This window comes from Marinobacter sp. B-12, from assembly GCF_056857915.1.
In genome coordinates this window covers 22,912-48,460 of sequence record NZ_JBSXOB010000051.1, presented here as the reverse complement: position 1 = coordinate 48,460, position 25,549 = coordinate 22,912, and the positions used below count along the sequence as shown (strand labels likewise).

23 protein-coding genes are annotated in these 25,549 nt (G+C 53.7%); 17 read left to right on the top strand and 6 right to left on the bottom strand.

Features of this window, described 5'->3' with window-relative positions; genetic code table 11:
- Nucleotides 1-92: 92 nt before the first annotated feature.
- Entirely contained in the window at nucleotides 93-1,640 is a 1,548-nt protein-coding gene (locus AC13D2_RS09290; RefSeq protein WP_292047272.1) for a bifunctional GNAT family N-acetyltransferase/carbon-nitrogen hydrolase family protein, read from the bottom strand.
- A 155-nt stretch (nucleotides 1,641-1,795) separates the two neighbouring features.
- Between AC13D2_RS09290 and AC13D2_RS09285 the strand changes: the two genes are divergently transcribed.
- Nucleotides 1,796-3,682, top strand: a complete 1,887-nt coding sequence (locus AC13D2_RS09285) for a methyl-accepting chemotaxis protein (RefSeq protein ID WP_420388803.1) — start codon at nucleotides 1,796-1,798, stop codon at nucleotides 3,680-3,682.
- Here the strand turns inward: AC13D2_RS09285 and AC13D2_RS09280 are convergent.
- Nucleotides 3,665-4,615, bottom strand: coding sequence for a hypothetical protein (locus AC13D2_RS09280; protein WP_420388802.1), 951 nt, complete (start codon nucleotides 4,613-4,615; stop codon nucleotides 3,665-3,667). The two genes, AC13D2_RS09285 and AC13D2_RS09280, sit on opposite strands and share 18 nt — an antisense overlap.
- A gap of 176 nt (nucleotides 4,616-4,791) precedes the next feature.
- Here AC13D2_RS09280 and AC13D2_RS09275 point away from each other — a divergent pair, with 176 nt between their 5' ends.
- Nucleotides 4,792-5,343: a PaaI family thioesterase gene (locus AC13D2_RS09275; RefSeq protein WP_300498162.1), complete on the top strand. Its 552-nt coding sequence runs from the start codon at nucleotides 4,792-4,794 to the stop codon at nucleotides 5,341-5,343.
- Nucleotides 5,344-5,355: 12 nt separating this feature from the next.
- Here the strand turns inward: AC13D2_RS09275 and recQ are convergent, their stop codons facing one another.
- Nucleotides 5,356-7,212: a DNA helicase RecQ gene (gene recQ / locus AC13D2_RS09270; protein WP_482938520.1), complete on the bottom strand. Its 1,857-nt coding sequence runs from the start codon at nucleotides 7,210-7,212 to the stop codon at nucleotides 5,356-5,358.
- Between the two features lie 178 nt (nucleotides 7,213-7,390).
- Here recQ and AC13D2_RS09265 point away from each other — a divergent pair, with 178 nt between their 5' ends.
- Both AC13D2_RS09265 and AC13D2_RS09260 read left to right on the top strand, forming a co-directional pair.
- A complete protein-coding gene (locus AC13D2_RS09265; protein ID WP_300498160.1) occupies nucleotides 7,391-8,602 on the top strand; it encodes a 1-acyl-sn-glycerol-3-phosphate acyltransferase in 1,212 nt (403 codons plus the stop codon).
- A 15-nt stretch (nucleotides 8,603-8,617) separates the two neighbouring features.
- Nucleotides 8,618-9,277: an alpha/beta hydrolase gene (locus AC13D2_RS09260; RefSeq protein WP_292047265.1), complete on the top strand. Its 660-nt coding sequence runs from the start codon at nucleotides 8,618-8,620 to the stop codon at nucleotides 9,275-9,277.
- A 48-nt stretch (nucleotides 9,278-9,325) separates the two neighbouring features.
- Here AC13D2_RS09260 and AC13D2_RS09255 read toward each other — a convergent pair whose 3' ends face one another.
- Nucleotides 9,326-10,741 (bottom strand): TrkH family potassium uptake protein, encoded by a 1,416-nt coding sequence (locus tag AC13D2_RS09255; RefSeq protein WP_292047264.1) that lies wholly within the window; start codon nucleotides 10,739-10,741, stop codon nucleotides 9,326-9,328.
- A gap of 251 nt (nucleotides 10,742-10,992) precedes the next feature.
- Here AC13D2_RS09255 and AC13D2_RS09250 point away from each other — a divergent pair, with 251 nt between their 5' ends.
- The 5 genes from AC13D2_RS09250 (at nucleotide 10,993) to AC13D2_RS09230 (ending at nucleotide 14,006) form a co-directional block, all read left to right on the top strand.
- Nucleotides 10,993-11,538, top strand: a complete 546-nt coding sequence (locus AC13D2_RS09250; protein ID WP_292047262.1) for a porin family protein — start codon at nucleotides 10,993-10,995, stop codon at nucleotides 11,536-11,538.
- A gap of 107 nt (nucleotides 11,539-11,645) precedes the next feature.
- Nucleotides 11,646-12,227, top strand: coding sequence for an acyl carrier protein phosphodiesterase (locus AC13D2_RS09245; protein WP_300498159.1), 582 nt, complete (start codon nucleotides 11,646-11,648; stop codon nucleotides 12,225-12,227).
- Nucleotides 12,221-12,817, top strand: coding sequence for an ATP-dependent zinc protease family protein (locus AC13D2_RS09240; RefSeq protein WP_300498158.1), 597 nt, complete (start codon nucleotides 12,221-12,223; stop codon nucleotides 12,815-12,817). The genes AC13D2_RS09245 and AC13D2_RS09240 overlap by 7 nt, the downstream gene beginning before the upstream one ends.
- A 98-nt stretch (nucleotides 12,818-12,915) precedes the next feature.
- A complete protein-coding gene (locus tag AC13D2_RS09235; RefSeq protein WP_292047256.1) occupies nucleotides 12,916-13,317 on the top strand; it encodes an antitoxin Xre-like helix-turn-helix domain-containing protein in 402 nt (133 codons plus the stop codon).
- Complete coding sequence (locus AC13D2_RS09230; protein WP_292047254.1) at nucleotides 13,314-14,006, top strand: RES family NAD+ phosphorylase; 693 nt, start codon at nucleotides 13,314-13,316, stop codon at nucleotides 14,004-14,006. The genes AC13D2_RS09235 and AC13D2_RS09230 overlap by 4 nt, the downstream gene beginning before the upstream one ends.
- Before the next feature lie 8 nt (nucleotides 14,007-14,014).
- On the opposite strand, the gene AC13D2_RS09225 is transcribed toward AC13D2_RS09230, so the two are convergent.
- Nucleotides 14,015-14,899: a LysR family transcriptional regulator gene (locus tag AC13D2_RS09225; protein ID WP_300498157.1), complete on the bottom strand. Its 885-nt coding sequence runs from the start codon at nucleotides 14,897-14,899 to the stop codon at nucleotides 14,015-14,017.
- Nucleotides 14,900-15,002: 103 nt separating this feature from the next.
- Between AC13D2_RS09225 and AC13D2_RS09220 the strand changes: the two genes are divergently transcribed.
- The 8 genes from AC13D2_RS09220 (at nucleotide 15,003) to AC13D2_RS09185 (ending at nucleotide 23,287) form a co-directional block, all read left to right on the top strand.
- Nucleotides 15,003-15,245 carry a DUF1127 domain-containing protein gene (locus AC13D2_RS09220; protein WP_482938519.1) on the top strand — a complete coding sequence of 81 codons (243 nt, stop codon included), beginning with the start codon at nucleotides 15,003-15,005 and terminating at the stop codon, nucleotides 15,243-15,245.
- Nucleotides 15,246-15,654: 409 nt separating this feature from the next.
- Nucleotides 15,655-16,188, top strand: a complete 534-nt coding sequence (locus tag AC13D2_RS09215; RefSeq protein WP_300498155.1) for a YfiR family protein — start codon at nucleotides 15,655-15,657, stop codon at nucleotides 16,186-16,188.
- Nucleotides 16,185-17,639, top strand: coding sequence for an ATP-binding protein (locus tag AC13D2_RS09210; protein WP_482938518.1), 1,455 nt, complete (start codon nucleotides 16,185-16,187; stop codon nucleotides 17,637-17,639). The genes AC13D2_RS09215 and AC13D2_RS09210 overlap by 4 nt, the downstream gene beginning before the upstream one ends.
- 54 nt (nucleotides 17,640-17,693) lie before the next feature.
- On the top strand, nucleotides 17,694-18,152 hold the full coding sequence (locus AC13D2_RS09205) for a response regulator (protein ID WP_292047244.1): 459 nt from the start codon (nucleotides 17,694-17,696) through the stop codon (nucleotides 18,150-18,152).
- Between the two features lie 37 nt (nucleotides 18,153-18,189).
- Complete coding sequence (locus AC13D2_RS09200; protein ID WP_482938534.1) at nucleotides 18,190-19,854, top strand: putative bifunctional diguanylate cyclase/phosphodiesterase; 1,665 nt, start codon at nucleotides 18,190-18,192, stop codon at nucleotides 19,852-19,854.
- Nucleotides 19,855-19,910: 56 nt separating this feature from the next.
- Nucleotides 19,911-21,647, top strand: a complete 1,737-nt coding sequence (locus AC13D2_RS09195) for a thiamine pyrophosphate-binding protein (RefSeq protein WP_300498152.1) — start codon at nucleotides 19,911-19,913, stop codon at nucleotides 21,645-21,647.
- Between the two features lie 15 nt (nucleotides 21,648-21,662).
- Nucleotides 21,663-22,493: a citryl-CoA lyase gene (locus AC13D2_RS09190; RefSeq protein WP_300498151.1), complete on the top strand. Its 831-nt coding sequence runs from the start codon at nucleotides 21,663-21,665 to the stop codon at nucleotides 22,491-22,493.
- Nucleotides 22,490-23,287, top strand: a complete 798-nt coding sequence (locus AC13D2_RS09185; protein WP_300498150.1) for a citrate synthase family protein — start codon at nucleotides 22,490-22,492, stop codon at nucleotides 23,285-23,287. The genes AC13D2_RS09190 and AC13D2_RS09185 overlap by 4 nt, the downstream gene beginning before the upstream one ends.
- 13 nt (nucleotides 23,288-23,300) lie before the next feature.
- Here AC13D2_RS09185 and AC13D2_RS09180 read toward each other — a convergent pair whose 3' ends face one another.
- Nucleotides 23,301-25,424, bottom strand: a complete 2,124-nt coding sequence (locus AC13D2_RS09180; RefSeq protein WP_482938517.1) for a TonB-dependent receptor plug domain-containing protein — start codon at nucleotides 25,422-25,424, stop codon at nucleotides 23,301-23,303.
- Nucleotides 25,425-25,549 lie beyond the last annotated feature (125 nt).

Below are 25,549 nucleotides of genomic sequence, written 5' to 3'. Positions count from 1 at the left end.
ATATTCCTTAAAGTATATGGTTGAACAATAGCCACACTCTGTCAGTTTGGCAACGTGTTCAGTGTCATACGATAGAGCTCTCAGGCGGTTCATCAACTGCTTTTACTATTTTGGCCTGTTTGTAGGGTGTTGAGTTCGTAAATATCCGTGCGCCGGTCTTTCAGGTTGGTCACGGAGCCTTCATTGCGCACCAGCTTCAGCTTTTCCAGATCCATATCCGAAAACATGATCATTTCCGTATTCGGCGTTGTTTCCGCCATTACTGCATCGTGGGGGAAGGCAAAGTCCGACGGTGAAAATACAGAGGACTGGGCGTACTGGACATCCAGGTTCTCAACCTTCGGAAGGTTGCCTACGCTACCGGTGATCACGACGTAACACTCATTTTCAATCGCACGCGCCTGGGCACAGTGTCGGACCCGGAGGTAGCCGTTCTTGGTGTCCGTCCAGAACGGCACCAGAATAATATCCACCTCTTCAATGGCAGCCAGACGCCCCAATTCAGGGAATTCGATGTCGTAACAGATCATGATGGCCACGCGGCCGGCGTCGGTGTCAAACACCTGGAATTTTTCACCGCCCTCGATGACCCAGTCACGGCGTTCGTGGGGCGTGATATGGATCTTGCGCTGCTCATCCACCCGACCGTCGCGGTGGCAAAGATAGGACACGTTGTAGACCCGTTCATTTTCGAGCAGCGGCATTGAGCCGGTAATGATGTTGATGTTGTAGCTGACCGCCATTTCCGACATCTGGTTTCGGAACTGTTCGGTAAAGCCTGCCAGAAAGCGAATGGCTCGCGTCTGGTCAACCTGGTCGGTCAGGCCCATCAGCGGTGCGTTGAAGAACTCTGGAAACAGCGCGAAATCGCTCTTGTAGTCCGAGAGTGCATCCACAAAGTACTCCACCTGCTCCAGCACTTCTTCCACGGAGGTAAACTCACGCATCTGCCACTGGACCGCACCCAAACGCACCTGTGTTTTTTTGACGCTGAGCACCGGCGAGGGCGGGGTATAGAGGATGTTCCTCCACTCCAGAAGTGTCGCGTATCCCAGGGATTTTTCGTCTTCCGGCAGGTATTTGTGCATCAGCCGGGTGACCTGGAAGTCGTTGGACAGCTGAAAGCTCAGGATCGGATCGTAAATATCCTTGCGATCCACTCGCTGGATGTATTCTTCCGGGGAATGCTGGTCTGAATACTTGTGATACCCGGGAATCCGCCCACCTGCCAGAATGGCGCGCAGGTTCATCGAGCGGCAGAGTTCCTTGCGGGCTTCGTAAAGCCGCCGGCCCAGACGGTAGCCGCGATAGTCCGGGTGGATAAACACATCGAGACCGTAAAGCGAGTCGCCTTTGGCGTTGTGCCAGATCTTTTCATTGCGCAGGATCAGGTCGTCGTAAGTGTGCGGGTTACTGAACCGCTCATACTTGACGCACACCGTGAGTGCCACGGCCACCAGGTCACCGGATTCCTCGATACAGATCTGGCCATCCGGAAATTGCTGCACCAGAGCCTCAATCGTGTCCTCTGGCCAGGCACCGCCAATATCGTCGTAGACCCTGTCCATCAGCCGCTGGAGCTGTGGGTAGTCATCATTGGTCAGGTTACGAAGGTTGAGGTGCAGTTCTTCGTGGGCCATATACGGCAGCTCCCGTTGGGTGAGGAAATGGGTATTTTACCAGATAGCGCTAAAGACTTCGCAGCATACGCCGAAAACCAGTTTGTGAATGATAGGCAGCCGATAGGCTGTTTGCTTGATCCCCCGAATAGACTGTCTCGAAAAGGACCCGGAAAATGACGCTGAGTTTCGGCCAGAAGTTGCTCGTCGCCTTTGGTATTTTGCTCTTACTTGTTATGGGGGCGTTCACACTCAGCGGCAACCTCCGGTTACAGGACACTACGGATACCTATGTTGATGCGCTGATTGAAGACACGGTGGCTCAGAGTACGTCCAGCATCGCGGATTGGCTCAACACGCGCCTTGCCATGACCGAAGCAACGGCAAAAGCGCTGGGGTCAGTGGAAACCGACGCGGAAGCACGGGTTATCCTGGCCGCCGCAACAACCGGTGGCGGGTTCATTGACGTCTATGTTGGCCGTGACGACGGCTATATGTTGATGAAGGATGAAGCTTCAGAAACCACGCTTCCTGCGGATTTCGACCCGCGCACACGCCCCTGGTTCAAACAGGCAAAACAACGGGGCTCGGCATCCTTCACCGAACCCTACCTGGATGCTGCCACTGGAGGTACCATCATTTCCACCTTGGCGCCGGTCAGGAATGGGGCCTACAAGGGTGTCGTGGGTGGTGATATTGCGCTGAAGACCATTGAGCAAACGCTCTCCACTATTACGCTGGCCAACACTGGTTATGCCGCGCTGATCAGTGACGATGGCACCGTTTTGTTTCATCCGGATCAAAAATTGGTTGGCAAGAAGATCAGCAGTCTTCTGGGAGAATCACCCCAGCTCGGCGGTGAAGTTCACCAATATGACACCGGAGACGCCAGCTGGACCGCCGGTTTCCATCGCATCAAAGGTGCCCGTGGTGTTGAATGGTATCTCGGCACCTTTATCAACGAGGACAAAATCAATGCGCCGGTTCGCGCCGCCCGCGTAACAGGACTGGTCATCGCGGTGATTGGCTTGTTGGTGTCGCTGGTGATCCTGCACTTTGGTATCCGCGTCCTGATGGCTCCGGTTCGTAAGCTTAATGCCGCCATGGCGTCAATCGCCAGCGGCGAGGCAGACCTCACCAAGCGCCTGGATGATAGCGCCAACGACGAGTTCGGCAAGCTCGCGGCGGAATTCAACAGCTTTGTGGAGAATATTCAGAACGTGGTTCGTGACGTCCAGCAAGGCACGTCGGAGCTTGGCGAAAACGTATCATCCCTGCGGGATACCGCCAGCAGCAGCCGCGACAGTGTCGAAAAACAGCAGGCCGAAATTGATATGGTGGCCACTGCGATCAATGAGATGTCTGCCGCTGCTGGGGAAATTGCTCAGAATGCCCAACAGACGGCGGATGCCTCAAACACCGCCGATGCAGACAGTCGCGCTTCCCTTGAGACCGTTGCGGCTTCCCGGGATGCGGTACAAAAACTATCGAAGGAAATTAACGCCGCTGCGGAAGTTATCGACAAACTCGGCAAGGACGTTACCGACATCACCTCGGTTCTCGAGGTTATTCAGGGTATTGCTGAACAGACGAACCTGCTGGCGTTGAACGCCGCGATTGAAGCAGCCAGGGCCGGGGACGCAGGCCGTGGCTTTGCCGTTGTGGCTGACGAAGTACGAAATCTGGCCCGCCGCACTCAAGACAGTACGGAAGAAATCAACAACATGATTGAACGCCTGCAAAGCGGTGCAAACCAGGCCGTGGACGTCATGAAAGCGTCAACGGCCGTATCGAATGTGAGCATGGAGAAAGCTCAGGATGCAATGGAGTCTCTCAATCGTATTGCCGACGCGATAACGTCGATCAGTCAGATGACCTCCCAGATCGCAACGGCCTCTGAAGAGCAGACTTCGGTAACAGAAGAGTTAAACTCCTCCATCACCCGTATTGCCGACCAGGGTCAGGAAGCCGCCAAGGCTGCCAGCGAAAACGATGTATACAGTGGTCAGATTGAATCGGTTGGTCACACACTCAGCCAGAACGTGTCACGATTCAGGGTTTGAGTAGGATGCTCCTTTAGGCGCGGATAATTTCCGGATTCGCCGTCGGAGCTCGAGGAGGGTGCGGCTGCCAATGGCCTGGGACTCCTCCGTCAGGTAGGGATTCTCCAGGACAAGGACGTTCCTGCTATGCAGGTTCAGCTCATTGATGGTCTGGCCATAGTATTGGTCCAGGTATGTGCCGAAGCTGCCATCGAAAATGGCCCGTTCCATACCCAATTGAAGCCGGTGAGCCGTTTCATGGTCGTGGCGGTTGACGAAGAAGTATGAGGGCATTGGGTAAGCCAATAGCAGGTCGGGTTCGATGACGAAGTCCGGGTTGTTTTCAAGCTTCAGATCGAACATGACCTCGCTGACACCCCGAGCGAAGCAGTCAAAACGATGATTTTCCAGCATGCGGAAAAGGATTTCGTACCGCGAGTGAGTCACCACATTGACTCCGTTGACCTGCAGAATCGCGGAGTCCGGCCAGTGTGCGCCCTGGCCGATGCGGATACCGGCTTCCTGCAGGTTGCCGAGACTGCGGATACCCTTGAATCTGGGCAATGATTCTTTAAGCACCACACACACACGAAGCCCCAGAAGCCCGCCATCGATCGGTATTGGTATCGCCTGCAGGCTTTCTTCCCTCTCGCTCGATGTTGCAACATTTGCGAGGTCGACCAATTTTGATCGCTGCCGCTCAAGTTCGCGGACAACGCGGCCTTGGGCCATCTCCGGGGTGCGGGTGATTCGATAGGAGCCGTATTCCGGAGTCTTGTCCAAGGCGAGGGCGACCAGGGCCCGTATGGGAGGGCTGTCGTAATTGCGGTACCACAGGCGATATTCCTTTGCCTGTGTTTCTCCAGACGGGTATTCCGAAGCCACACTGATACCCGGGCAAACCAGAAACAATGCCAGGGCCGTTAGCCAGCCACGCGCACGCCTCACTTTCATTGACGACCTACTCCCGCGTCCATTCGAGTTTCTTGTTGTTGCCCGTTTTGATATCACAGCAGTTTAGGTGAATTTCCATGTCCGGGAAGGATTTGCCGTAAAAAATCCCAAAAACAGTTGCGATACCTCTCAAACGGTTGCAATCATGGGCGTTAAATCACCAACAGGTAAAAAACATGGCGTTCATCGACAATCTGATAGGTGCAACCGGCCATTGGGTGTCTGAGTCGGACCCTGAGGCGCGAATCACCCACCCGCTGGCATGGCTCCGTAAAACCAGCGGTTATGCGGCGGTCAACCGGATTATTGGCCTGTCGATTCCGTTTGCACCGCGAAACCGGTTCAGTGTTGAAGAGATTCGACCAGGGTTCGTTAAGGCAAGAATACGCCTGAAAGGCAATAAGAACCACTTTGGCAGCCTTTACGCCGGTGCCTATTTTCTGGTGGCGGAGATTCCCGGTGGCGTGTTGACGTTGTTTGATCTGGGGCCGGCTTATACGCCCATTCTCAAGGAAATGACGCTTCAGTTCCTGCAGCCGGCGAACTCCGACGTGTTTGTGGAGTTCTCACTGGACGCCGCCACGGTGGAAGCCATCAAGGCTGAGGCCGATGCAACGGGTAGGGCTGCGTTTGAGCTGCAGGGCACACTGTACGACAGGGAAGGTAACCATGTGGCCACCTCGATGGCCCACTATCGCGTTCGCAAGAAAGGCTTCCAAACGCAATAAACTCAGGTCGGTTCAAGCGCCGTCCAGCTCCCGCAGGGCGGCGAGGAACGTCTCCCCGTATTTTTCGAGCTTTGCTGCACCCACGCCGTTTATCTCAGCCATTTCGGCAAGGCTGTTCGGCTTTTTGTCCAGGATTTCAAACAGCGTGGCATCGTGGAAAATCACGTAGGGCGGCACGCCTTTCTCATCCGCCAGCGATTTGCGGCATGCGCGCAGCGCTTCCCAGCCGGGTTTGTCCGTGATCTGGTCTGCAATCCTGCGGCGGCCGGACCCTGATGATCCACGGCCGCTGGAGGCCTTCACCACGGGATCCTTGCGTAATTGGATAGCCACTTCGCCCTTAAGTAGCGGGCGGCATTGCTCCGTGAGTTGCAGCGCTCCATAGCCTTCCGGATCAGCCCTGAGGTAACCGTTGGCCACCAGCTGGCGGAACACGGACTTCCAGTCGTTTGCAGATAACTCGGTACCAATGCCGTAGGTCGATACCGTTTGATGACCGGACTGCAGGATGCGTTCGTTCTCAGAGCCGCGTAACACATCAATCAAATACGTGACCCCAAAACGTTGGCCGGTTCTGAACACGCAGGAGAGCGCCTTCTGAACGGCAATTTTGCCGTCCCAGGTTTCCGGTGGCGTCAGGCAGGTGTCACAGTTCCCGCAGGGCTGTTCAAGGGTGTCGCCGAAATACCGCAGCAACACCTGCCTCCGGCAGCTTGTTACTTCGCACAGGCCCAGCATGGCGTCCAGCTTCTGACGTTCAACGCGTTTGAAGTGGTCATTGCCCATGGAGCCTTCGAGCATCTGTCGCAGCTTGATCACGTCCTGCAGGCCGTAGACCATCCAGGCGGTCGAGGGCTTGCCGTCACGACCGGCTCGGCCGGTTTCCTGATAGTAGGCTTCCAGGCTTTTGGGAAGGTCCAGGTGGGCGACAAATCGCACATCGGGTTTGTCGATGCCCATGCCAAAAGCAATGGTCGCCACGATGATGACGGCGTCCTCGCGAAGGAAGCGTTCCTGATGTCGCGCGCGATCACCGGCATTGAGGCCCGCATGGTAGGGCAGAGCGGTGTAGCCTTTGTCACTGAGCAACTTCGCGGTGCTGTCGACTTTATTGCGGGAGAGGCAATAAACGATGCCACAGTCGCCATCATGTTCCGCTTTAATGAAGTCCAGTAATTGTTTGTTAGCGTTGGTTTTAGGGGCAATCCTGTACTGTATATTCGGGCGGTCAAAGCCACTGATGAAATGTCGGGCTTCGGTCAGGGAAAGCCGTTCAGCGATCTCCTTGCGGGTGCGCTCGTCCGCTGTGGCGGTGAGGGCAATGCGGGGTACGCCCGGGAATTCATGGGCCAGCCGGCTTAGCTCCAGGTAGTCGGAGCGGAAGTCGTGCCCCCACTGGGACACACAGTGGGCCTCATCGATGGCAAACAGGGAAATGGAGGCATCATGCAACAGGTCCAGTGTGCGAGGCTGTATGAGCCGTTCCGGCGCACAGTAGAGCAGATCCAGTTCACCCGTCATAAGCGCGTTTTCAGTGTCCCGAGCCTGTTCGAAATCCATGGTGGAGTTCAGGAATGCGGCCTTAACGCCCAGTTCTTTCAGCGCCGCCACCTGGTCCTGCATCAGTGCAATCAGTGGTGATATGACGATGGCCGTTCCGGCCCGAACCAGGGCTGGCACCTGATAACAGAGTGATTTACCACCACCGGTGGGCATCAATACCAGCGCATCGCCACCGTTAACCAGTTCGCAGATAATGTCGCCCTGCAAGGGTCGGAAGGTCTCGTAACCGAAAACACGATGAAGGACTTCTTCCGGGTCCTGATCGGAAACACGGGGGCGCTCTGTGCTGAGTTGTGCAAAATCCATGACTTGGCCAGCGGTGTTGGTTGAGGGTAAACGTTAGGGCATTAGTTCGGATGTCAGAAAGTGTCGTTCTGGCAGGCGAGCCATCATACCAGAAACCGGCCACGGAATCGGCGGAGACAAACAAACCTTATAAACGCTACAATGCGCCTTTTTTCTGCACCCAACAAACAGGAACTTCATGCAGGAATTTGACGCCATCCGACCTTACTCGGACGAGGAAACCGGAACCGCCATCAATAATCTGGTTCGGGACCCGGAATTTCTGGATATGATTGGCCGCTTCAAATCGCCCACACTGGCCAAATGGGCACCGGCGGTTCTTCGGGTATGGGTCAAGCGCTGGCTGGCCGACCACTTCGGCGGGGTTACCCGTATCGATGACCTCCAGGCGCGACTGTCTGGTTACGTTGGCGAACTGGTTGATCACACAACGACCCGGGTTACCCACAGTGGGCTGGAAAACCTGAACAAGCAGACCGCTTACCTTTTCATTTCCAACCATCGTGACATCGTCTTCGACCCGATGGTGGTCAACTACCTGCTGTTTGCGAATGGTTTCAACACCACGCGTATTGCCATCGGCGACAATCTGCTGGCGAACCGCGTGTTTGCGGAAATGATGCGGCTTAACAAGAGCTTTGTGGTTCGTCGCAGCATGACCAGCCCCCGTGAAATGCGGGACGCCTACATCATGCTTTCAGCGTTTATAAATCACAGTATCGAAAACAACGAAAGCATCTGGATCGCTCAGCGTGAAGGGCGCGCCAAAGACGGACTGGATTTCACCGATCCCGCTATCGTAAAAATGTTCTATATGAGCCAAAAGAAAAGTGGGTTGGACTTCGGCGAAGCCATGAACCGGTTGCACATCGTTCCGGTCTCCATTGCGTATGAGTATGACCCATGCGATATGGATAAGGCCCGAGAGCTGGAAACCCGCTCCCGCACAGGGAAGTACATTAAGGCGGAAGGTGAAGATACCGACCAGATTATGCGCGGGCTTACCGGATTCAAAGGACATGTGCACGTACATTTTGGCGCGCCCATCGCGAATGCCGAAAACACGCCAAAGGAACTGGCTGCCCGGATCGATCGGGAGATGCATGCCAACTATCACTTGCATACGTCTAATCTGGTGGCCTATCAGCAACGGGGCATACACCCTGATTCACACGCCACCAGAGACTCTGTGAGCGATGCGGTCGTGACGGCAGAAGCCTGGTCAGCGGCGGAAATTGAAGCGGCTGAAGCGGAGATGGAGCGTCGACTTGATGCCTGCGACCCGGCGATTCGGCCCTATCTTCTGGATATGTACGCCAACCCGGTGGTGACGGCGCTCGAGGCCCACAATGGCCACGGCGCCAAGGATACATCTACGGAACACTCCTGATACCCGAGGTATTTTGTGCAAGAACTTCAATATATTGAATTCGAAACCAATCCCAATCCTACCGCTGCGGTTATCTGGCTGCATGGCCTCGGTGCCAGCGGTCATGACTTTGAGCCGGTTGTGCCGGAGCTGGGGTTGCCCGACAATGCCGCAGTACGGTTCATTTTCCCCCACGCCCCCAATATGCCGGTTACCATCAACGGCGGAATGACAATGCCAGCCTGGTACGACATCAAGGCGATGGATATTGACCGGGTAGTGGACACCGATCAGTTGATGGCATCGTCAGACGCCGTTGCAAAGCTGGTGGACCGGGAAATCGAGCGTGGCGTGAAAAGCGAAAATATTGTGATTGCCGGGTTTTCCCAGGGAGGCGCAGTAGCCTACGAGCTTGGGCTGAGCTATCCGAAGCGCCTGGCGGGTATTATTGCCCTGTCAACGTATTTTGCCACGGCAAAGACCGTGAAACGCTCAGAGGCGAATCGAGACATCCCCATCAGGATCTATCATGGCACCTTCGACCCGATGGTACCTGAGGCCCTGGGCCGGCAAAGCGTAGAGAAATTGCAGGACATGGGATTTGAGCCCACTTACCAGACCTATCCAATGGAACACAGCGTGTGTATGGAAGAGATCGTCGATATCGGCAAGTTCCTTCGCGGTAACGTGCTGTAAAGCTCACCTCTCGCTCATTGGCGGAGCTGGCAGGGCAGGCTGCCTTGCTTAGCTTCGCCAGAACGCTGGTGACAGCACAATCACCACGCTCAGTATTTCCAGGCGCCCCATCAGCATACCCACCGATAGAATCCATTTGGCAAGCTCTGGTAGCGGCGCAAAGGTACCCGCTGGCCCGATTGTGTCGCCGAGTGCCGGGCCAACGTTGGTCAGCACGGTGAGTGCCCCGGATAGGCTGGTGATAAAGTCCAGCTGCAGAGCTGCCAGCGCGACCGTTATGATCAGCAGGCACAGCAGGAAAATAAAGGTATAGGCGATCATCGAAGCGATAATTTCGTCGCTGACCGCGCGGCCATTGTAGTTGCGGGTAAACACGGCCCTGGGGTGCAACAGTCGCATTAGCTGCTCCCTCAGTACGATCAGTGAGAGTTGGAAGCGGAACACCTTCATGCCCCCGGCTGTTGAGCCAGAGCACCCGCCGATAAACATCAGGAAGAAAAACAGCACAAACGCAAGTGGCCCCCACGCTGAGTAATCTTCTGAGGCATAGCCGGTTGTGGTGACGACAGACGTGACATTGAAAAGCGTCGACACGTACCCGTTAAAGAGGTCGAACTCAGTCGGTGAGACGTACCAACGATAAAGAGTCAGTAACGCCGGCACCACCAGCAGGATGGTCACGAACAATCGCACCTGCTGATCCCTGAACAGCACCCCGTGCTGGCCGTGCATCTCCCGAACAAAGAGAAAGAAGGGCATGCTGCCGATCATCATGAAAAGGGTCGCTTCCAACAGAATCAGGTTGGAGTCAAATTTGCCCATGGACATGTCGGATGTGGAGAAACCACCGGTCGCAATACTGGTCAGGCCATGATTGAACGCATCAAACAGGTTCATGCCAGATAGCCAATAGATCGTGACCGCAAGCACCGAAAACACCACGTAAACCAACAGCAGGCCACGACTGAGGGTTTTCATTCGCGGCAGGGCCTTATCCGTCCATTCGGAAGACTCCGTTGCAAAAAGCCGCATGCCGCCCACGCGGAGGAAAGGCAGTACGGCAACGAACATGCCGATGATCCCGATGCCGCCAATCCACTGCAGTACAGAGCGCCAGAGCAGCAGGTCCTGGTCCATGGAGTCCAGGCCTGTAAGCACTGTGGCACCGGTGGTGGTGATGCCGGACGTGCCTTCGAAAAAGGCCTCGCCGAGGGTGAGTCCGAGGTCACTGAGATAGAACGGGAGCGAGGAGAGCAGGGCGATGATAAACCAGCTGGAGACAGTCAGAACGAACATGTAACGCGGCTTTAGGTCCCTTGGCTGTCGGTAGGTCGTGAGGATGCCCAGTAATCCCGTGCCAAAACAGATAGCCGCAGACTCCGCAAACGCCATGGCATTCGGCGATTCAGAAGTTACGAGAAGAAGTACAGGTAAGGTCATGAAAATACTGAGAAGTATAAACATGATGCTCATGATAAAGATTACGGGGTTCAGGTTTCTCAAAGGACGCTCTAGCCGGCTGAACAGAGAGACGGCGTCAGAATACATGCGGCTTGGGGCTTTCGCAAGGTGGAACCCGAAGTGTGTCAGGGTCTTACAGGTACATTAAATCGCTGTAAATTCCGCGTAAACATGGATCCCGCCGCTGGTGTTTGTCGTCAGCCTGATGCAACTTCGGATTGTGAGTCCGGTTTGGAATCAAAAGGAGTATTCAAATGAAAAAGCCGATTGCACTGATGCTTGGTCTTTCCGCAGTACCCCTGATGGCGTTCTCCCAAAGCGCCTCTGCTGATGTCTACAAGTCCGGCGGCGGTAGCCTCTATGCCGGCCTGAACTACAGTTTTATCAATATCGAGAGCGACGGTGACGACGTTGATGTGGGTACGCTGTCCGCGAAGGTTGGCGGCTTGGTGACGCCCTTTTTCGGGCTTGAGGCCCGCGGTGGTTTTGGCGTGGACGACGACCGTACTGGCGGCGTCGATTACTCGCTGGACAATTTTTTCGGCGGTTACGCCACTCTGAATCTGGCGAACGAATCGCCTGCAACGCCCTACGTCATTTTCGGTGTTACCCGAGTTGAAGTGGAAGCGGAGTCGTTCCTGGGTACCACCACCGAGGATGAGTCGGACTTTTCCTATGGTGCTGGTGTGAATGTTGAACTGTCACCGGAAGTGTCTGGCAACGTGGAATACATGCGTTACTATGACAAGAACGGCTCCACCGTTGATGGTCTTGGGCTGGGTGTCACCTTCTACTTCTGATCGGAACGCTCGGCAGAATGACACTTTGGCGGCGGAGGCCTGTTCGTCGCCATTATTTGTCGCTACCGTGTTTCGCGACAACTTTCGCATGACTACCGGGAGCCAGTTTGAATCACCTTGCCCATCTTTTCCTTGCTCCAGATTCCCCCAAGGCTCGCGTGGGCAGCCTGCTGGGGGACTTCGCGAGAGGCATTGTGTCGGAAGAGCTGCCTCGGGACGTGAGGGTGGGTCTGCAGCATCACAGGGCAGTGGATGCGTTTACCGACCAGCATCCGCAGGTCATTGCCAGCAAGCGGTTGTTCTCTCCTCAGCGTCGACGTTTCTCGGGTGTGGCCCTGGATATCCTCTACGATCACTACCTGTTAAGAAATTGGCAACGCTTTAGTCATGTGGATTCCGATACCTTTATCGAGCAGGTCTATCGGGAGCTCGATGAAAACGCGTCGTTGATGCCTGACAAAATGCAGAGGGTGACCCGGCAGATCGTGCTCCACGACTGGTTCCACTCATACCGGGATATTGAAAACATTGGGTATGCTCTGGACCGGGTCGCCAATCGCATACGGTTCAGGAATGCATTCGGCGGAATCATCGAGGAGATCAAAACACACAATCAGGAACTCGAACGCAGGTTCCTGAGCTTTTTTCCTGAACTCAAACACTACGCCACAAAGGATTTTGAATGTTGACGGACTCCAAAAAATACGTTGTCGCAGCGCTTCTCGCTATCCTGCTCCCCACCATCACCATGGCTGAAACCAGCAGCAATGACAGCGCCGTGCCGGAGCGGCTTGGCTTCGTGGAATGGCTTGTACTCGAGGGTACGGGCTTGCGCATGAAGGCCCGGCTGGACACCGGGGCCAAAACCTCGTCATTGCATGCCGTCAATGTTGAGCCTTTCATGAAAGGTGATGAAGAGTGGGTCAGTTTTCAGTTGCCGCTAGCAGATCACCAGGATGAGGACGACGCCGACGGTAAAGATCTGGAAGAAGTGATTCTGGAGTTCACTCTGCCGGTCGAACGTACGGTAAAAATAAAGCGCAAGGGCGCACCCTCACAGCGCCGGTTTGTAGTGGTCATGGATTTCTGTATTGCGGGTACCAGTCACAAGACGGAGTTCTCACTGACGGACCGTGGCAAGTTTTCCTATCCGGCGTTGTTGGGTCGACGGTTCATGCGCGACGATAATATCCTGATTGATTCGGCGGACGCTTTCCTCGCAAAACAGGACTGCGAGTACAAGAACCTGGCCGACGTGGCTGAAGAACACGCTGGGTGAGTTGCTGAGTTATTCTTCGCGTAGACAAAATAACATGTAAGGTCTACACTGATACCAAGTGTTCAGTGGGCGAAAGCCCGAAAACAGTGGTGTCCGTTATGAGTAACGCGCAGAAACTCGCAACCGTCGAAAAAAACAACGTCTCCGGCGTTGGCCTGAAGACCGTGTTTAATATTCTGGACCGCTGGGGTTGCTCTGCAGAGCAGGTACAGAAAATTCTTCAGATCTCCCGCCCGGCGTATTACAAGTATCGCAAAGCGCCTGAGCAGGCGAGCCTGACCCATGACCAGATTGAACGTCTCAGTTATCTGGTCAACATTCACGGCTGCCTGCGGATGATCTTCGAGAATCCGAAGAATGTTTACGGCTTTATGGCGCTGAAAAATGACAATCCGTACTTCAATGGCAAAAGCCCCCTTGAGATTATCAGCACGGGCCAGTTTGCAGCCTTGTATGAGACTTTCAGGCGTATTGATGTGTTGCGCGGAGGGCTCTGGTGAGTCAGGAATTGCCGTCAACGATCACACCCGAGAGCATCACCGGGTTCCGCCTGATCAATTCACGGTTTCCACCTATCAGCCTGTTTGACGATGTGGCGGACGAAGACGAGTTTGATGCGCTCTACGAACTTCAAGCGCTCACCAATCCCCGTCTTCAAACCGAGTTGGGTAATCTCAACCTGATCCGCAAAGCCGAGATCCCTTTCGGCATTCCTGGCTGCTCCTACGCTACCGGCCCGTTCACCCATGTGAACCCAGCGGGCAGCCGCTTCAGCGATGGCCAATATGGCGTTCTGTATATGGGGGAGAGCATCGATACAGCCATCGCGGAAGTGGCCTATCACCAGTCAAGCTATTGGCAGGGCGTTCACGGTTTGGATTACGATCGGCTGGTGTTTCGGGGGCTTAAGTGCAAGGTAGGGACGATGACCTTGCACGACGCCACAACGTTACCCTTTGGAGATGCTATCTACGACTCTGACAGCTACGCAGCTTCGCGAAGTTTTGGTCGCAGGCTCTACAGGGCGGGCTCCGAAGGGCTTCAGTATCATTCTGTTCGAAAACCCGGCGACACCTGCTGGGGGTTATTCACTCCCAGGCGGATCCACAGTGTTATCCAGACGGCGCATTTCGAGTTTATCTGGAATGGTGAGAAAATCAGTTCGGTGAACAAGTTCACCAAGGCGTGAGAATACCGTTACGGCTTCCATTCACTCGCGATCAGATCGAATAGTGCCCGCAACTCTGAACGCTCATAGTTTCGCACGCCGCATATCAGATTGAGGTTGGTGGTCATCTCCGGATCATCAAAAATACGGATCCCTCCACGGCTCTGTGATTGTTCTGCGAACTCCCGCTCGACAAGCCCGAACCCCATGCCGGATTTGACCATAACCACCGTGGAATACTCGTCGTCGGAACTGGTGGCCGCTTCGGAGAGACTTGCCTGAGGGCCGAGCAGGTCTTTCATGAAATCAAAAAACGGGCAGTCCCGGTTGGGCCAGACCCAGGGCAGGCGCCGACGAGAGTCGAAGTCGGCCGGCAGGGTGTCGAATTCCGCATCCGCAGGGCCGACAACGGAAATACGCACGGGCGTGAGTGGTACCACCTTCAACCTTGGATCCTCACAGTTGCCATAGACATACCCAAGATCCAGCTCTTCCGAAAGCACTTGCTCGACAATCTGGGTTGACGACCGGGTTTTCATTTCCAGGTTGAGGTGAGGGAGGGCGTCCGTCTTCCGGCGGAGCACTTCGTCTACGCGAAGGTATTCAGGCGGAGAGTTCAGCCCAAGACGGAGTGTCGCGTGAGGCACCGAGCGTAAGGAAATCGCGGTGTTACGGACATCTTCCACGGCGGTAAACACCTGGCGAACCGGCATGAGCAAGCGCTCGCCGGCCGCAGTCAGGGACATTCCCTGCTTACTCCGCTCGAACAGCAGAACTTCGAACTCATCCTCAAGCTGGCGCAGGTGTTCGCTGACCGCTGATGGTGTGGAATGACGGCGCGCGGCCGCACGAGTCAGATTGGCCTCTTCAGCGACCAGAAGAAAGGACTTGAGCCTGTCCAGCTTTATGTTCATATTTTCCGAACACCGGGTTCATATAATGTCGATGGACGACCTATTAGAGCGGGTCGAGAATGGTTTCATTGTAGTCATCGTTCATATTTAAAGGAAGATGAAAATGAAAGCCACCCTCGTCAATCAAACACTCGGACAAGCACCATCGATTACATGTGTTCCCTCACGGACTGCTTTCCCGAGGCGCGCCATCGCCACCATCAAACTCTATGCGGAACGCTGGAGTCGGCGGTACCAGTTGAGAAATTCATTGTATGAAATGGATACCCGACTGATCGAAAAGGACATCGGGTTGCCTTACGGCAGTTTGGAAGAGGAAGCGCACAAGCCATTCTGGCGTGAGTAGACGCTACGCTGAGCTCCATCCCAAGGCCTCAGCGATACGTCCTCCAGAACGGACTGTGTGCCTCTCGCAGCAGTTCGGCTCTGGTTGTTCCAATGTCCCAAGCCAACCGGTCCATCTCTCTCATGGGCATTCCCCGCAGGCGTCTTTTCAGTCGTGTGCGGGTTTTTTGATTCTCAATATAGCGTTTGAGCCTTCGAAACAGGACTGTGTTGATGTTCATATTCCACCTCCGGTGCTTAATAAAATTCTATTGCTCCGGTGTTGGCGAAACAGACACAGATGGATGCTATTGGGGGAGTACAGATTTACAATACGGTTGACGCCAGCGAAACGGGTGCTAACCTTCCGTAGGTGCCGGGCTCTCATATAATTTATTCATCAACATGACTATTCGTTTCGTGGCCAACTTGTGAGGGATCACCTGAAATATCTTGTTTCCCTAGTCCTCAGCCTGTCTCTCAGCCTGGCGTCTGCGCACGCTTCCATACGCTCGGAGTATGAAGTCAAAGCTGCGTTCCTCTATAACTTCACACGCTTTATTACCTGGTCTAATGGGGCAACCGTTTCCGAGCCTCTTGACGTGTGCATCTATGGTGATGAGCCCTTTGGCGACCTGCTTGCCCCCCTGCAAGGTCGCAGATCCCAGGGCAGGGAGTTGCAGCTTCGATACCCCAGCGTTGTGGCCGATATTGCTGGATGCGACGTACTCTTTATAGGTCAGTCCCAGTCCAGAAATGTCGACGAACTGCTCAAAATGGCCCAGAGCCAAAAAGGCGTACTGACGGTTAGTGATCTGCCAGACTTCATTCGCAAGGGCGGCATTGTCGGTTACGTGAAACAGGGCAATGTCATTCGTTTCGAAATTAGCCTGAAAGCCGCAATAGAAGCGGGACTGACCATTAACTCCAGGCTTCTGGAGCTGGCGGTGAGGGTCCTGCGATGATTGGGCAGAGGCGATACTGGCGACTTAAGACCAAACTGCTTTTCCTCACGCTGTTCACCAGTGCGCTCGGCATTGCCCTGGTCTGCGCGAGCCTCATCTTTGTTGAAAATCAGAATTACCGGAAACAGCTCGAATCGGAGCTGCATGTCATCGCCGGCATTCTGGCGGAGCAGTCCGCTGCTGCCCTGGTGTTTGAGGATAATCAACAGCTGAGCAGTATTATCGCCAGTCTGAAGCGTATCGACACCATCCGGCAGGCCTGTGTTTACGACCAGCAGGGGAATGTGATGACCTCCCTTTCCGGCCGGCAGCAAGGACAATGTCCCTCGGTTGGTCCATCGTTGGAAATCGGGTTCGTCGGGGACGCCTACCGGTTACTGATGCCGGTCACACTGGACAATGAAGTGGTCGGGCAGCTTTTCCTCGCATCACACCTTGAAGTTTTGCGGGGTCATATCCGGACCTTTGTTTTTGTTGCCTCCGGTATCGGTGCGGTGATTCTGATCGCGTTGGTGTTTTTAGCGCTCAGGTTGCAGAGAATAGTGTCTGAACCCATTCTCAAGCTTTCAGAGACTGCCGAGCGCATTGCTCAGGATCACGACTATTCCATTCGTGCACCGGTGACCGGCACCGACGAACTCGGGCGTCTGGGTAACACCTTTAACGAGATGATCAGCACCATCCAGCAACAGAACCGCCGCATCCTGGAGAGTCGCGACAGCCTGGAGCGCATCGTCGAGGCCAGGACCTCCGAGCTGAGCATGGCCAATCGCGAACTGGAGGCATTCAGTTACTCGGTCTCCCACGACCTCAGGCAGCCCCTGAGAGCCGTTGAAGGGTTTGGGCAGGCTCTGGAGGAGGATTGCGGTGACCAGTTAAATGACGTCGGTAAGGATTACCTGAAGCGAATCCGTGCGGCGAGTGTACGGATGGCAGGGCTCATCGACGGGCTACTTATTCTTTCCCGAGTCAGCCGACAGTCCATGGAGAACCAGACGATAGACTTGAGTCAGTTGCTGGAGGAAATTGCGGAAGAACTGCAAGGCATCAGTGATGAGGTGCCAACGGAAATTCTCATACAGCCAGGTATGTGGATTGTCGGCGATAGCCGGATGCTGCGTGTTGCGTTCCAGAACCTGCTCGCGAATGCATGGAAGTACAGTGCCAAAGAAGAAAAACGGGTCGTCCAAGTTGTGTCCAGAAGGGAAGGGCGCTGGGTCTCTGTTGAGGTTCGTGATAACGGTGTCGGCTTCGATATGAGGTACATCGACAAACTGTTCGTGGCATTCAATCGGCTTCATACGCCGTCGGAGTTCGGCGGCACGGGTATTGGCCTTGCGACCGTATATCGTGTGGTTCGCCGACATCATGGTGATATTTCCGCCACGTCGCAATTGGGTGAGGGGGCGAGTTTTGTTGTGAAGTTGCCTGTTGCCGAAGATCAGGGCTAGACTGTAGTCAGGTTTAACCCATTTATGCAATTCGTTGAAAGGGCAAACAAAAACATGGATGGCCACTCAATCCTTGTGGTTGAAGACAACCCGGATGATCAGGTTCTGGCAGTGCGTGCTCTCAAGAGTGCGAGTGAGAACAGCCCAGTTATCGTATTGGAAGACGGGCAGGAAGCCCTGGATTTCCTGTTTGGCGACGATGCCAGGCACCCATGTAAAGATTTGGATTCGCTCGGTCTTGTTTTGCTTGATGTGAAGCTTCCCAAGGTCAGCGGCCTGGAAGTACTAAAAGGCATTCGGTCCTCGCCACTCACCAACTGGTTGCCAGTGGTGATGGTTACGTCTTCTGATGAACCGGCAGACCTTTTGGATGCCTACCGTCTGGGAGCCAATAGCTTTATCACCAAGCCGATCAATTATCGGGAGTTTACGGAACAAATGAAGTTGCTTGCCCGCTATTGGCTATTCGTCAATAAAGTACCCAAGGCAGGTGCGGTTCGCTCGTTTAAATAAGGTAAGGCCATTGACAGACACAGCCAGCCCTCTACGGATGTTGATCGTCGAAGATTCAGAAGACGATGCTCTGCTTCTACTGCGAGAGATGCGCAAAGGGGGCATAGCCCCCTATCATGAATTGGTCGACAGCGAAGACCGTCTTTCCTATGCCCTTCGCCGGGGAAAGTGGGATATCGTCATTACCGACCACAACATGCCTGGCTTTTCTTCCTTTCGGGTCTTGGAGCTGACCAAGAAATACTGCAAGGACCTTCCGGTAATCATCGTATCCGGAACGATCGGCGAGGGCGTTGCCGTTACGGCCATGAAAGCCGGCGCGCAGGATTACATCATGAAGGACAACCTGTCCCGGTTGATCCCCGCTATCGACCGGGAAGTGCGTGAAGGATTCATGCGCCAGGCCAAGCGTGTTGCCGAGAATGCGCTGGAGCATATGGCCTATCATGACAGCCTGACGGACCTCGTGAACCGTCGGGAGTTTGAACGGCGGCTGGTACAGGCGCTTGAAGACACCCACAAGACTGGCAGCCAGCATGTACTGCTTTATCTCGACCTTGACCAGTTCAAGATCATCAACGATACCTGCGGCCACGTAGCTGGCGATCACTTGCTAAAGCAGGTCGCCGGACTGCTGTCACATCAAGTCCGCTCTGACGATACCCTGGCTCGCCTTGGAGGCGACGAATTCGGAGTGCTGCTGCGCGGTTGTGACGCGGTTCATGCACAGAAAGTCGCCGAAAAGTTGTGCGAAGAGGTTCACGAATTTAGGTTCGTGTGGCAGAACAAGCCGTTTTCGGTGTCGCTCAGTATCGGGATGGTTGTGATCAACGAAAACTACAACAGCGCCGGGGAGCTTCTCAGCCATGCCGATTTGGCGTGCTATGCCGCCAAGGATCGGGGCCGCAACAATGTCCAGCTATACGAAACCAACGACATTGAGATGCAGCAACGCGAGCGGGACATGAACTGGACCAGCCGCATCCAGCAAGCTCTGCAAAACAACAGTTTCTGCCTGTGGCAGCAGGAGATGGTTGCCCTTCAACCAGAGGTCTCTGACGGTTTTAGAACCGAATTCCTGGTCCGCTTGAAAGAGGGGGATGATATCGTGCTCCCCGGCGCCTTTATTCCCGCAGCAGAACGCTTCAACCTGATGACAAGGATCGACCGAAAAGTCATCGAACTGGCATTCGAGTACCTTAACCGCACGGGCCTTGGCCATGAGAGCACGGGGACTTTCTTTATTAACCTGTCAGGAAGTTCGTTCAACGAACCGGAACTGTTTCTGTACATCAGTCAATTAGCGGAGCGTTACAAGCTGATCCCGGAGCGTATCTGCTTTGAAATCACTGAAACTTCCGCAATTGCCAATCTGAGCGCGACTCAGAGCTTCATCAATTCCGCCAAAAGCAGAGGGTTCAAGTTCGCGCTTGATGATTTTGGCGCGGGCATGAGTTCGTTTTCCTATCTCAAAGCCCTGCCAGTGGACTACCTTAAAATTGATGGTGGTTTCGTCCGCAACTTGCTGGACGACCCCATCGATTTATCCATAGTCGACGCATGCAACCGCATCGGCCACTCCGCAGGACTCAAGACGGTTGCCGAGTTCGTAGAGAACGACGAGGTGAAAGCCCATCTGGTTGAGCTTGGGCTCGATTACGCCCAAGGGTATGGGATTGCCAAACCTCGTCCGCTGGAATAGTTAACCTTCCGTCTTCATTCATACTTCAATGGACGTAACCTCCGAAAGGATTATCAATGCTCGAAAATGGTGACTTGATTATTCGTTATCTTGAGCGATTGGGTGTTGAGTATGTATTTGGGGTGCCCGGCGGGAGCATTGAGCCATTTTATGATGCGTTGGCAAGAAGTGAGCGCCGCGGAGGCATTCGAACCATTACTGCTCGTCACGAATCTGGCGCGGCTTTCATGGCAGAAGGATATGCCCGTGAAACCGGGAAAATAGGCGTCTGTTGTTCCACTGCTGGTCCAGGCGCTACGAACCTGTTAACCGGTGTCGCATCGGCCTACGCGGACGGCATTCCCATCCTTGTTATAACGGCACAAACAGCCTTGGACAAGTTCGGCCAGGGGTCATTGCAGGAAACGTCCTGCACGGGTATCCATACAGTGGAGATGTTTGCCCGATGTACCCGGTACAACACTCTGGTATCACATCCAGCGCAACTCGAAACCAAACTGCTCCAGGCTGTAAGCCATGCAATGAGCAATCAGCCCGGGCCGGCACATCTTGCGATCCCCTTGGACGTAATGCGCCATCGGATTCCTGATGACGTGATGGACGGACAACTTAACGCTTTCACAAACTATAAAGTAACACCGAACAAAGAGTCGCTTCAGTCAGCGTTGAGTGAGCTGGATTCAGCCAAGAAAGTAACTCTGGTTCTAGGTGAAGGAGCAGCAGAAGCGAGTGAAATACTGGTCCGGATCGCGGAGTCAAGACATTGGTTGATGGTTACAACCCCGCGCGGAAAGGGCCTGATCGATAGCTTTCATCCTCTTTATCGGGGGGTATTTGGCTTTGCTGGGCACGATAGCGCTTCCGACGCGCTTAAAATGGACAGCGCCGACCGCGTAGTGGCCATCGGTACGGCATTAGATGAGGTTTCTACCTGCGGTTGGGATCCTACAACGATACTGTCTGACCGGTTGATTCATATTTCAAATAATCCAACGCACCTAAGCCGCTCAACTATGGCAAAACTGGTGGTGTTTGGTTCTCCTGAATTTCTTTTCGAATCGCTGGCAGAAACCTGGGGGCTAGGTTCAAAGAGACAAACCAGCGGATCGATATCCAGCGATGAATGCTTGCCAGTCGACACCAGTTTCGATGAGCCCGATAAGTGTTTCGATAGATCCGGACTCATAAAGTGCCAGTCATTGATGACCTATTTGAGCCTAGTCTGTCCGCAGGATGCTCGGGTTTTAATGGACACTGGGAACAGTTTTCTATGGGGAATTCACTACTGGAATGTAAGGCGCCCCAAAGAAATGCCCCTCAAAACAAATCACTTTCATATTGGCCTGGGCTTCGCGGCCATGGGCTGGGCAATCGGCACCTCGATTGGCATGGCCACTGCCAATCGTCGGCACCCGGTGATCTGTTTTACCGGGGATGGCAGTTACCTCATGTCTGGCCAGGAACTGACCGTTGCACTTCAAGAGAATCTTAACCTTCTCATGTTAGTTCTCAATGACGCTTCATTGGGTATGGTTAGCCATGGACAGAAGTTGAGTGGCGGGGAGCAGGTAGCAACTCGCTTACCAAGCGTCGATTTTTCAATGATGGCCCGGGCATTGGGGGTCGAATCTTACCGGGTCGAATCCATGGAACAATTAGCTGACTTGGATATAGCAGAGATTTTGTCTCGACCGGGCCCATGCCTGGTGGACGTCATCGTTGATGGTGACCAAGTACCACCCTTGGGCTCGAGAATGAAGGTATTAACCAGCTCAATACAAACTGACGATTAGAGTAGGGGAACCGGCGTGCCATCAGATTATGTTTACCACTCCAATTTCTGGCTTGAAGAACCGGAAGAATCCAATCCTTTCGCTGCAAAGGCCTGCTACTGCCACGGTTACGACGTGTATGGCCAAGTCATAACAAAGGCAACCTGGTTTGAATACCTTTTGTTGATGCTCAAAGGGGATCGACCGCAGCCTGGCGAAGCCGCATTACTCGAAAAGATCGCCCTAGTCCTTGCCAACCAAGGTCCTAAAGAGGCCAGTATTCGTGCTGCAATGAATGGCGGTGTTGCAGGAACCAACCATAGCTCGGCACTAATGTCAGCAATGGCGGTCGGATCCGGACTTTATGGTGGCTCGCAGGAACTTGAGATCTGTATGCGTTTATGGCGGGAGTGTGAACAGGACGTTGAGCGCTGGAAAGTCCGGCTTCAGGATCCCCAGGAAGACGAAAGAGCCGATATATGGCCTGCTATAGAACATCCACCGGGCTTCGATCCCAATGGCGACAACATACCGACGACACTCCTCCAGTCGTTGGAGCTTTTGGTTCAGTTCGCTCCGGACGACGGGGCGTTGGCTTGGCTGCGGAATCACCGTGACATTCTTGAGGGATTCTTCCGATGCCCAATTTCCATCACATCGGTCGCGGCTGCAACGTTCGTTGATTTAGGTCTGGATCAGGATCAGGGCAGCATGCTATACCTAATGCTTCGGCTGCCTGGTGCCGCTGTTCATGCATTGGAACAAAGGAAAATGGGGTGGAAAAAATTCCCGTTTTACAGCTCTGCCATTGAGCTGGAGGACGATCCCGGTCCGTATAGCGAGCATAACCAGGAGGGCAAACAATGAACCACGAACGACTTTATGATTCTGAAAGCCGTTTGGTTACCCGGATCGGAAAAGCTTTTTTGACAGAACGGGTGGTGATGCATGGGAAAGATCTCCACCATCAGCTGGACCATCTCGAGTGGTTGCATCTTTATATTTACGCCATCCTTGGAAGGGACCCAGGTAGGAATGTTGCCAACATGTTGAACTGTTACTGGGTAGGTAGCAGCTATCCGGATCCATCGATTTGGCCAAACCATGTTGCGGCTCTAGCTGGTTCCGTTCGGTCAACTCCATCACTTGGCATGATGGCTGGGTTAAGTATTTCGGAAGCATCTATTTATGGCCGTCGACCTGAGGTCCGAGCACTTGATTTCTTTTATCGGGCAGGAAAATGGTGTGATGAAGGTGGAAAATTGGAGAACTTTGTCGACCACGAAAAAGACCAGGGGCGCATCCTTTTCGGGTACGGCCGCCCACTGGCGGCCACAGATGAACGCATTGCTTTCACGCTGGCCAAGGCAAAAGAGTACGGCTTTTACGAGGGGCGTCATTTAAAGATGGCATTTGCCGTCTACGAACACGTCAACAAAAAGCACGGTTACTCTATGAACGTTGCTGCTGTGCACGCTGCTCTGGCTGCGGACATGGGCTTCACATGTGAGGAGTACCAGCTTATTCTGTCACCTGGATTCGTTACGGGAATGGCTCCTTGCTTCAAGGATGCTCGAAGTCGGCCAGAAGGCAGCTTCTTCCCGATTCGTTGCGAAAGCATTGTTTATAACGGTGTAGCTAAACGAGATTGGGAGGATTAAATTCGAGCTACCTTCAAAAAGTGTAGTAGAGCTCTCCTACAACGCGACGCCCCGGCATTGGGAAGTCGTTTGGAATAGGCGGTTGTGGTTCAGCAAAGGGGCTTGGATCTCTGACATCTTCGTCGAAGATATTTTTTACGGATAAAGAAAAATCCAGCCCGCGCCATAATCCTTTTGTTCGAAGGGTCATGTCTACCGTAGTGGAATCTGGTACAGGTTCCCGTTGATCAGTTGCGGTCCTTTTCTGTTCACCTACCCAATTCACCTGTGAACTAAAAAACCACTGGGAAGATAAGGACCAATCGGCCCGACCGTATATTTGATGATTTGGTGCATCGCCCACGGATTGCCCGTTACGTTCGTCTTTAGCGGTCTGATATGCGTAATTGGCTTTCAGCGACAGATCGTCCGAAACTTGATAGACCAGCTCGAGCTCACCACCACGCCCAGTTCTCTGGCCAGCATTGCGGTATTCAGTTGCGATAAGCCCGGAGATCGGTACAGCGTTGATGAGGTCGTCAATTTCGTAATAGAAAAGATTCAGAGCGTACAGAACACGAGATGTCACCTGATGGGACATTCCTATCTCATATGTATCTATAGTTTCGGCATCAAGTTCATCGTTACCCATAAATACTGGGTTATTAGATACATAAAGCTCATTCAATGATGGGGCACGGAAGGCTCGGCCGTACAAAAGTTTGGTTGTAATCGTGTCTGTTGTTGCCCATATCAGGGCAGCCCGCGGATTAATAGTGCTGCCAAAATCCGAGTAGTCATCAAACCGGATACCACTGACCAATTGCCAGTTCTGCGCGAATTTCCACTCGTCCTGCACAAACATGTAATAGTTTGTCCGATCTTCCTCTGGCATCCAGATCTCACTGGGATCACCTGATACATCAATTACACTGCCCTTGGGGCTGAAATCCGGGTTGAAGTTCTTGCGTTCAGTCACCTCATAGAGATCGGCCCAAAAGGTACCGAAACCGGTATGTATGCGATGATTATCGAGGCCTCGGTAAACTGCGCTCAGATCCAGTCGTGCCTGATTCTCCTTGTATCCAGGACTGCCGATCAAACCATCGGGGAAGCTGCCATCGAAGGCGCCTGGCGGGTAGAGCACTATGTCATTTTCGGGCTCTTGAGTAATATTGAAATAGGACACCCTAGCTTCCAGATCCAGCCCTTCAGCGATATCGAACCAGCGGTAGCTATAGTCAAGGTTTACCCGACGAGATGAGTATTGGCCTTTGGGATCCAATGCTTGGGCTAAGCCTGGGCCTGTGCCTATGTTGCTTCTGTCTTGAAGGCCCGCACGTAATGTCCATTGTTCATCGCCCATTTCAAAACGGGCATCAATCTGATCCCTCTCGGTATTGACGGGGCCAGGCGCGAGAGATGCTGAAGTTCCAAAGGTTTCATCAAAGTTCGTTTGCGCATCGCGCTCAATGGTGTCATCCCACCCATCTGTTGTTTGGTACTCGAGCACCAAACTGTAGCCTAAATCACCCATTTGGTGGACTGATTCTAGCCAACCACCACGCGTATCGTTGCTACCTATCCTGCCACCAACTGTCTGTCCGTCAATTGATTGAGGCCCCTTTGTCGTGATGTTGATAACGCCGGAGTAGGCGTCTGCACCGTAAAGTGCTGAGCCAGGCCCTCTGATAACCTCAATTCGTTCAATGACCTTCACGGGCATGCCGCCCCAAGCATTGCCACGGTTTCCATACATCATCGTGGTTGTCGGAATGCCGTTGATCAACAAAAGCGCCTGCGCGTTGTTGCTTGACGTTATACCTCGGAAAACGTACTTCGGAGAGAACCCCTGATCAGAATGATTCACATGAAGCCCAGGCACTGTTTCAAGCACCTGGTCCAAGTCCGTGGCGCCCATGGCCGCAATATCGTCAGCATTAATAACCGACGTGATCGCAGCGGCCTTATCCAGAGGTGTTTCGGTTCCAGAGGCAATTGAGACCACACGAATTTGACCGAGCTCTTCCAGGGGAATATCCCAAAGCGAATCATCTGCGGCAATTACATTGGGGGAAACTGAATAGTAAATAACGGCGGCAACCACCTTGGGGCGTAGGCGTAGGGCTCTGCATAGTGGCGATAGACGTTGCTGCATGCGCAATCTCAGCACTTTACTCTTAATATTATTTGAAACGATTCAGTCAATGATTGCACTCCGGGACCCGCTACTGACAAACCCGACGGTTACCTGCCAGGGAAGGCACACTTTTTAGCCAAACA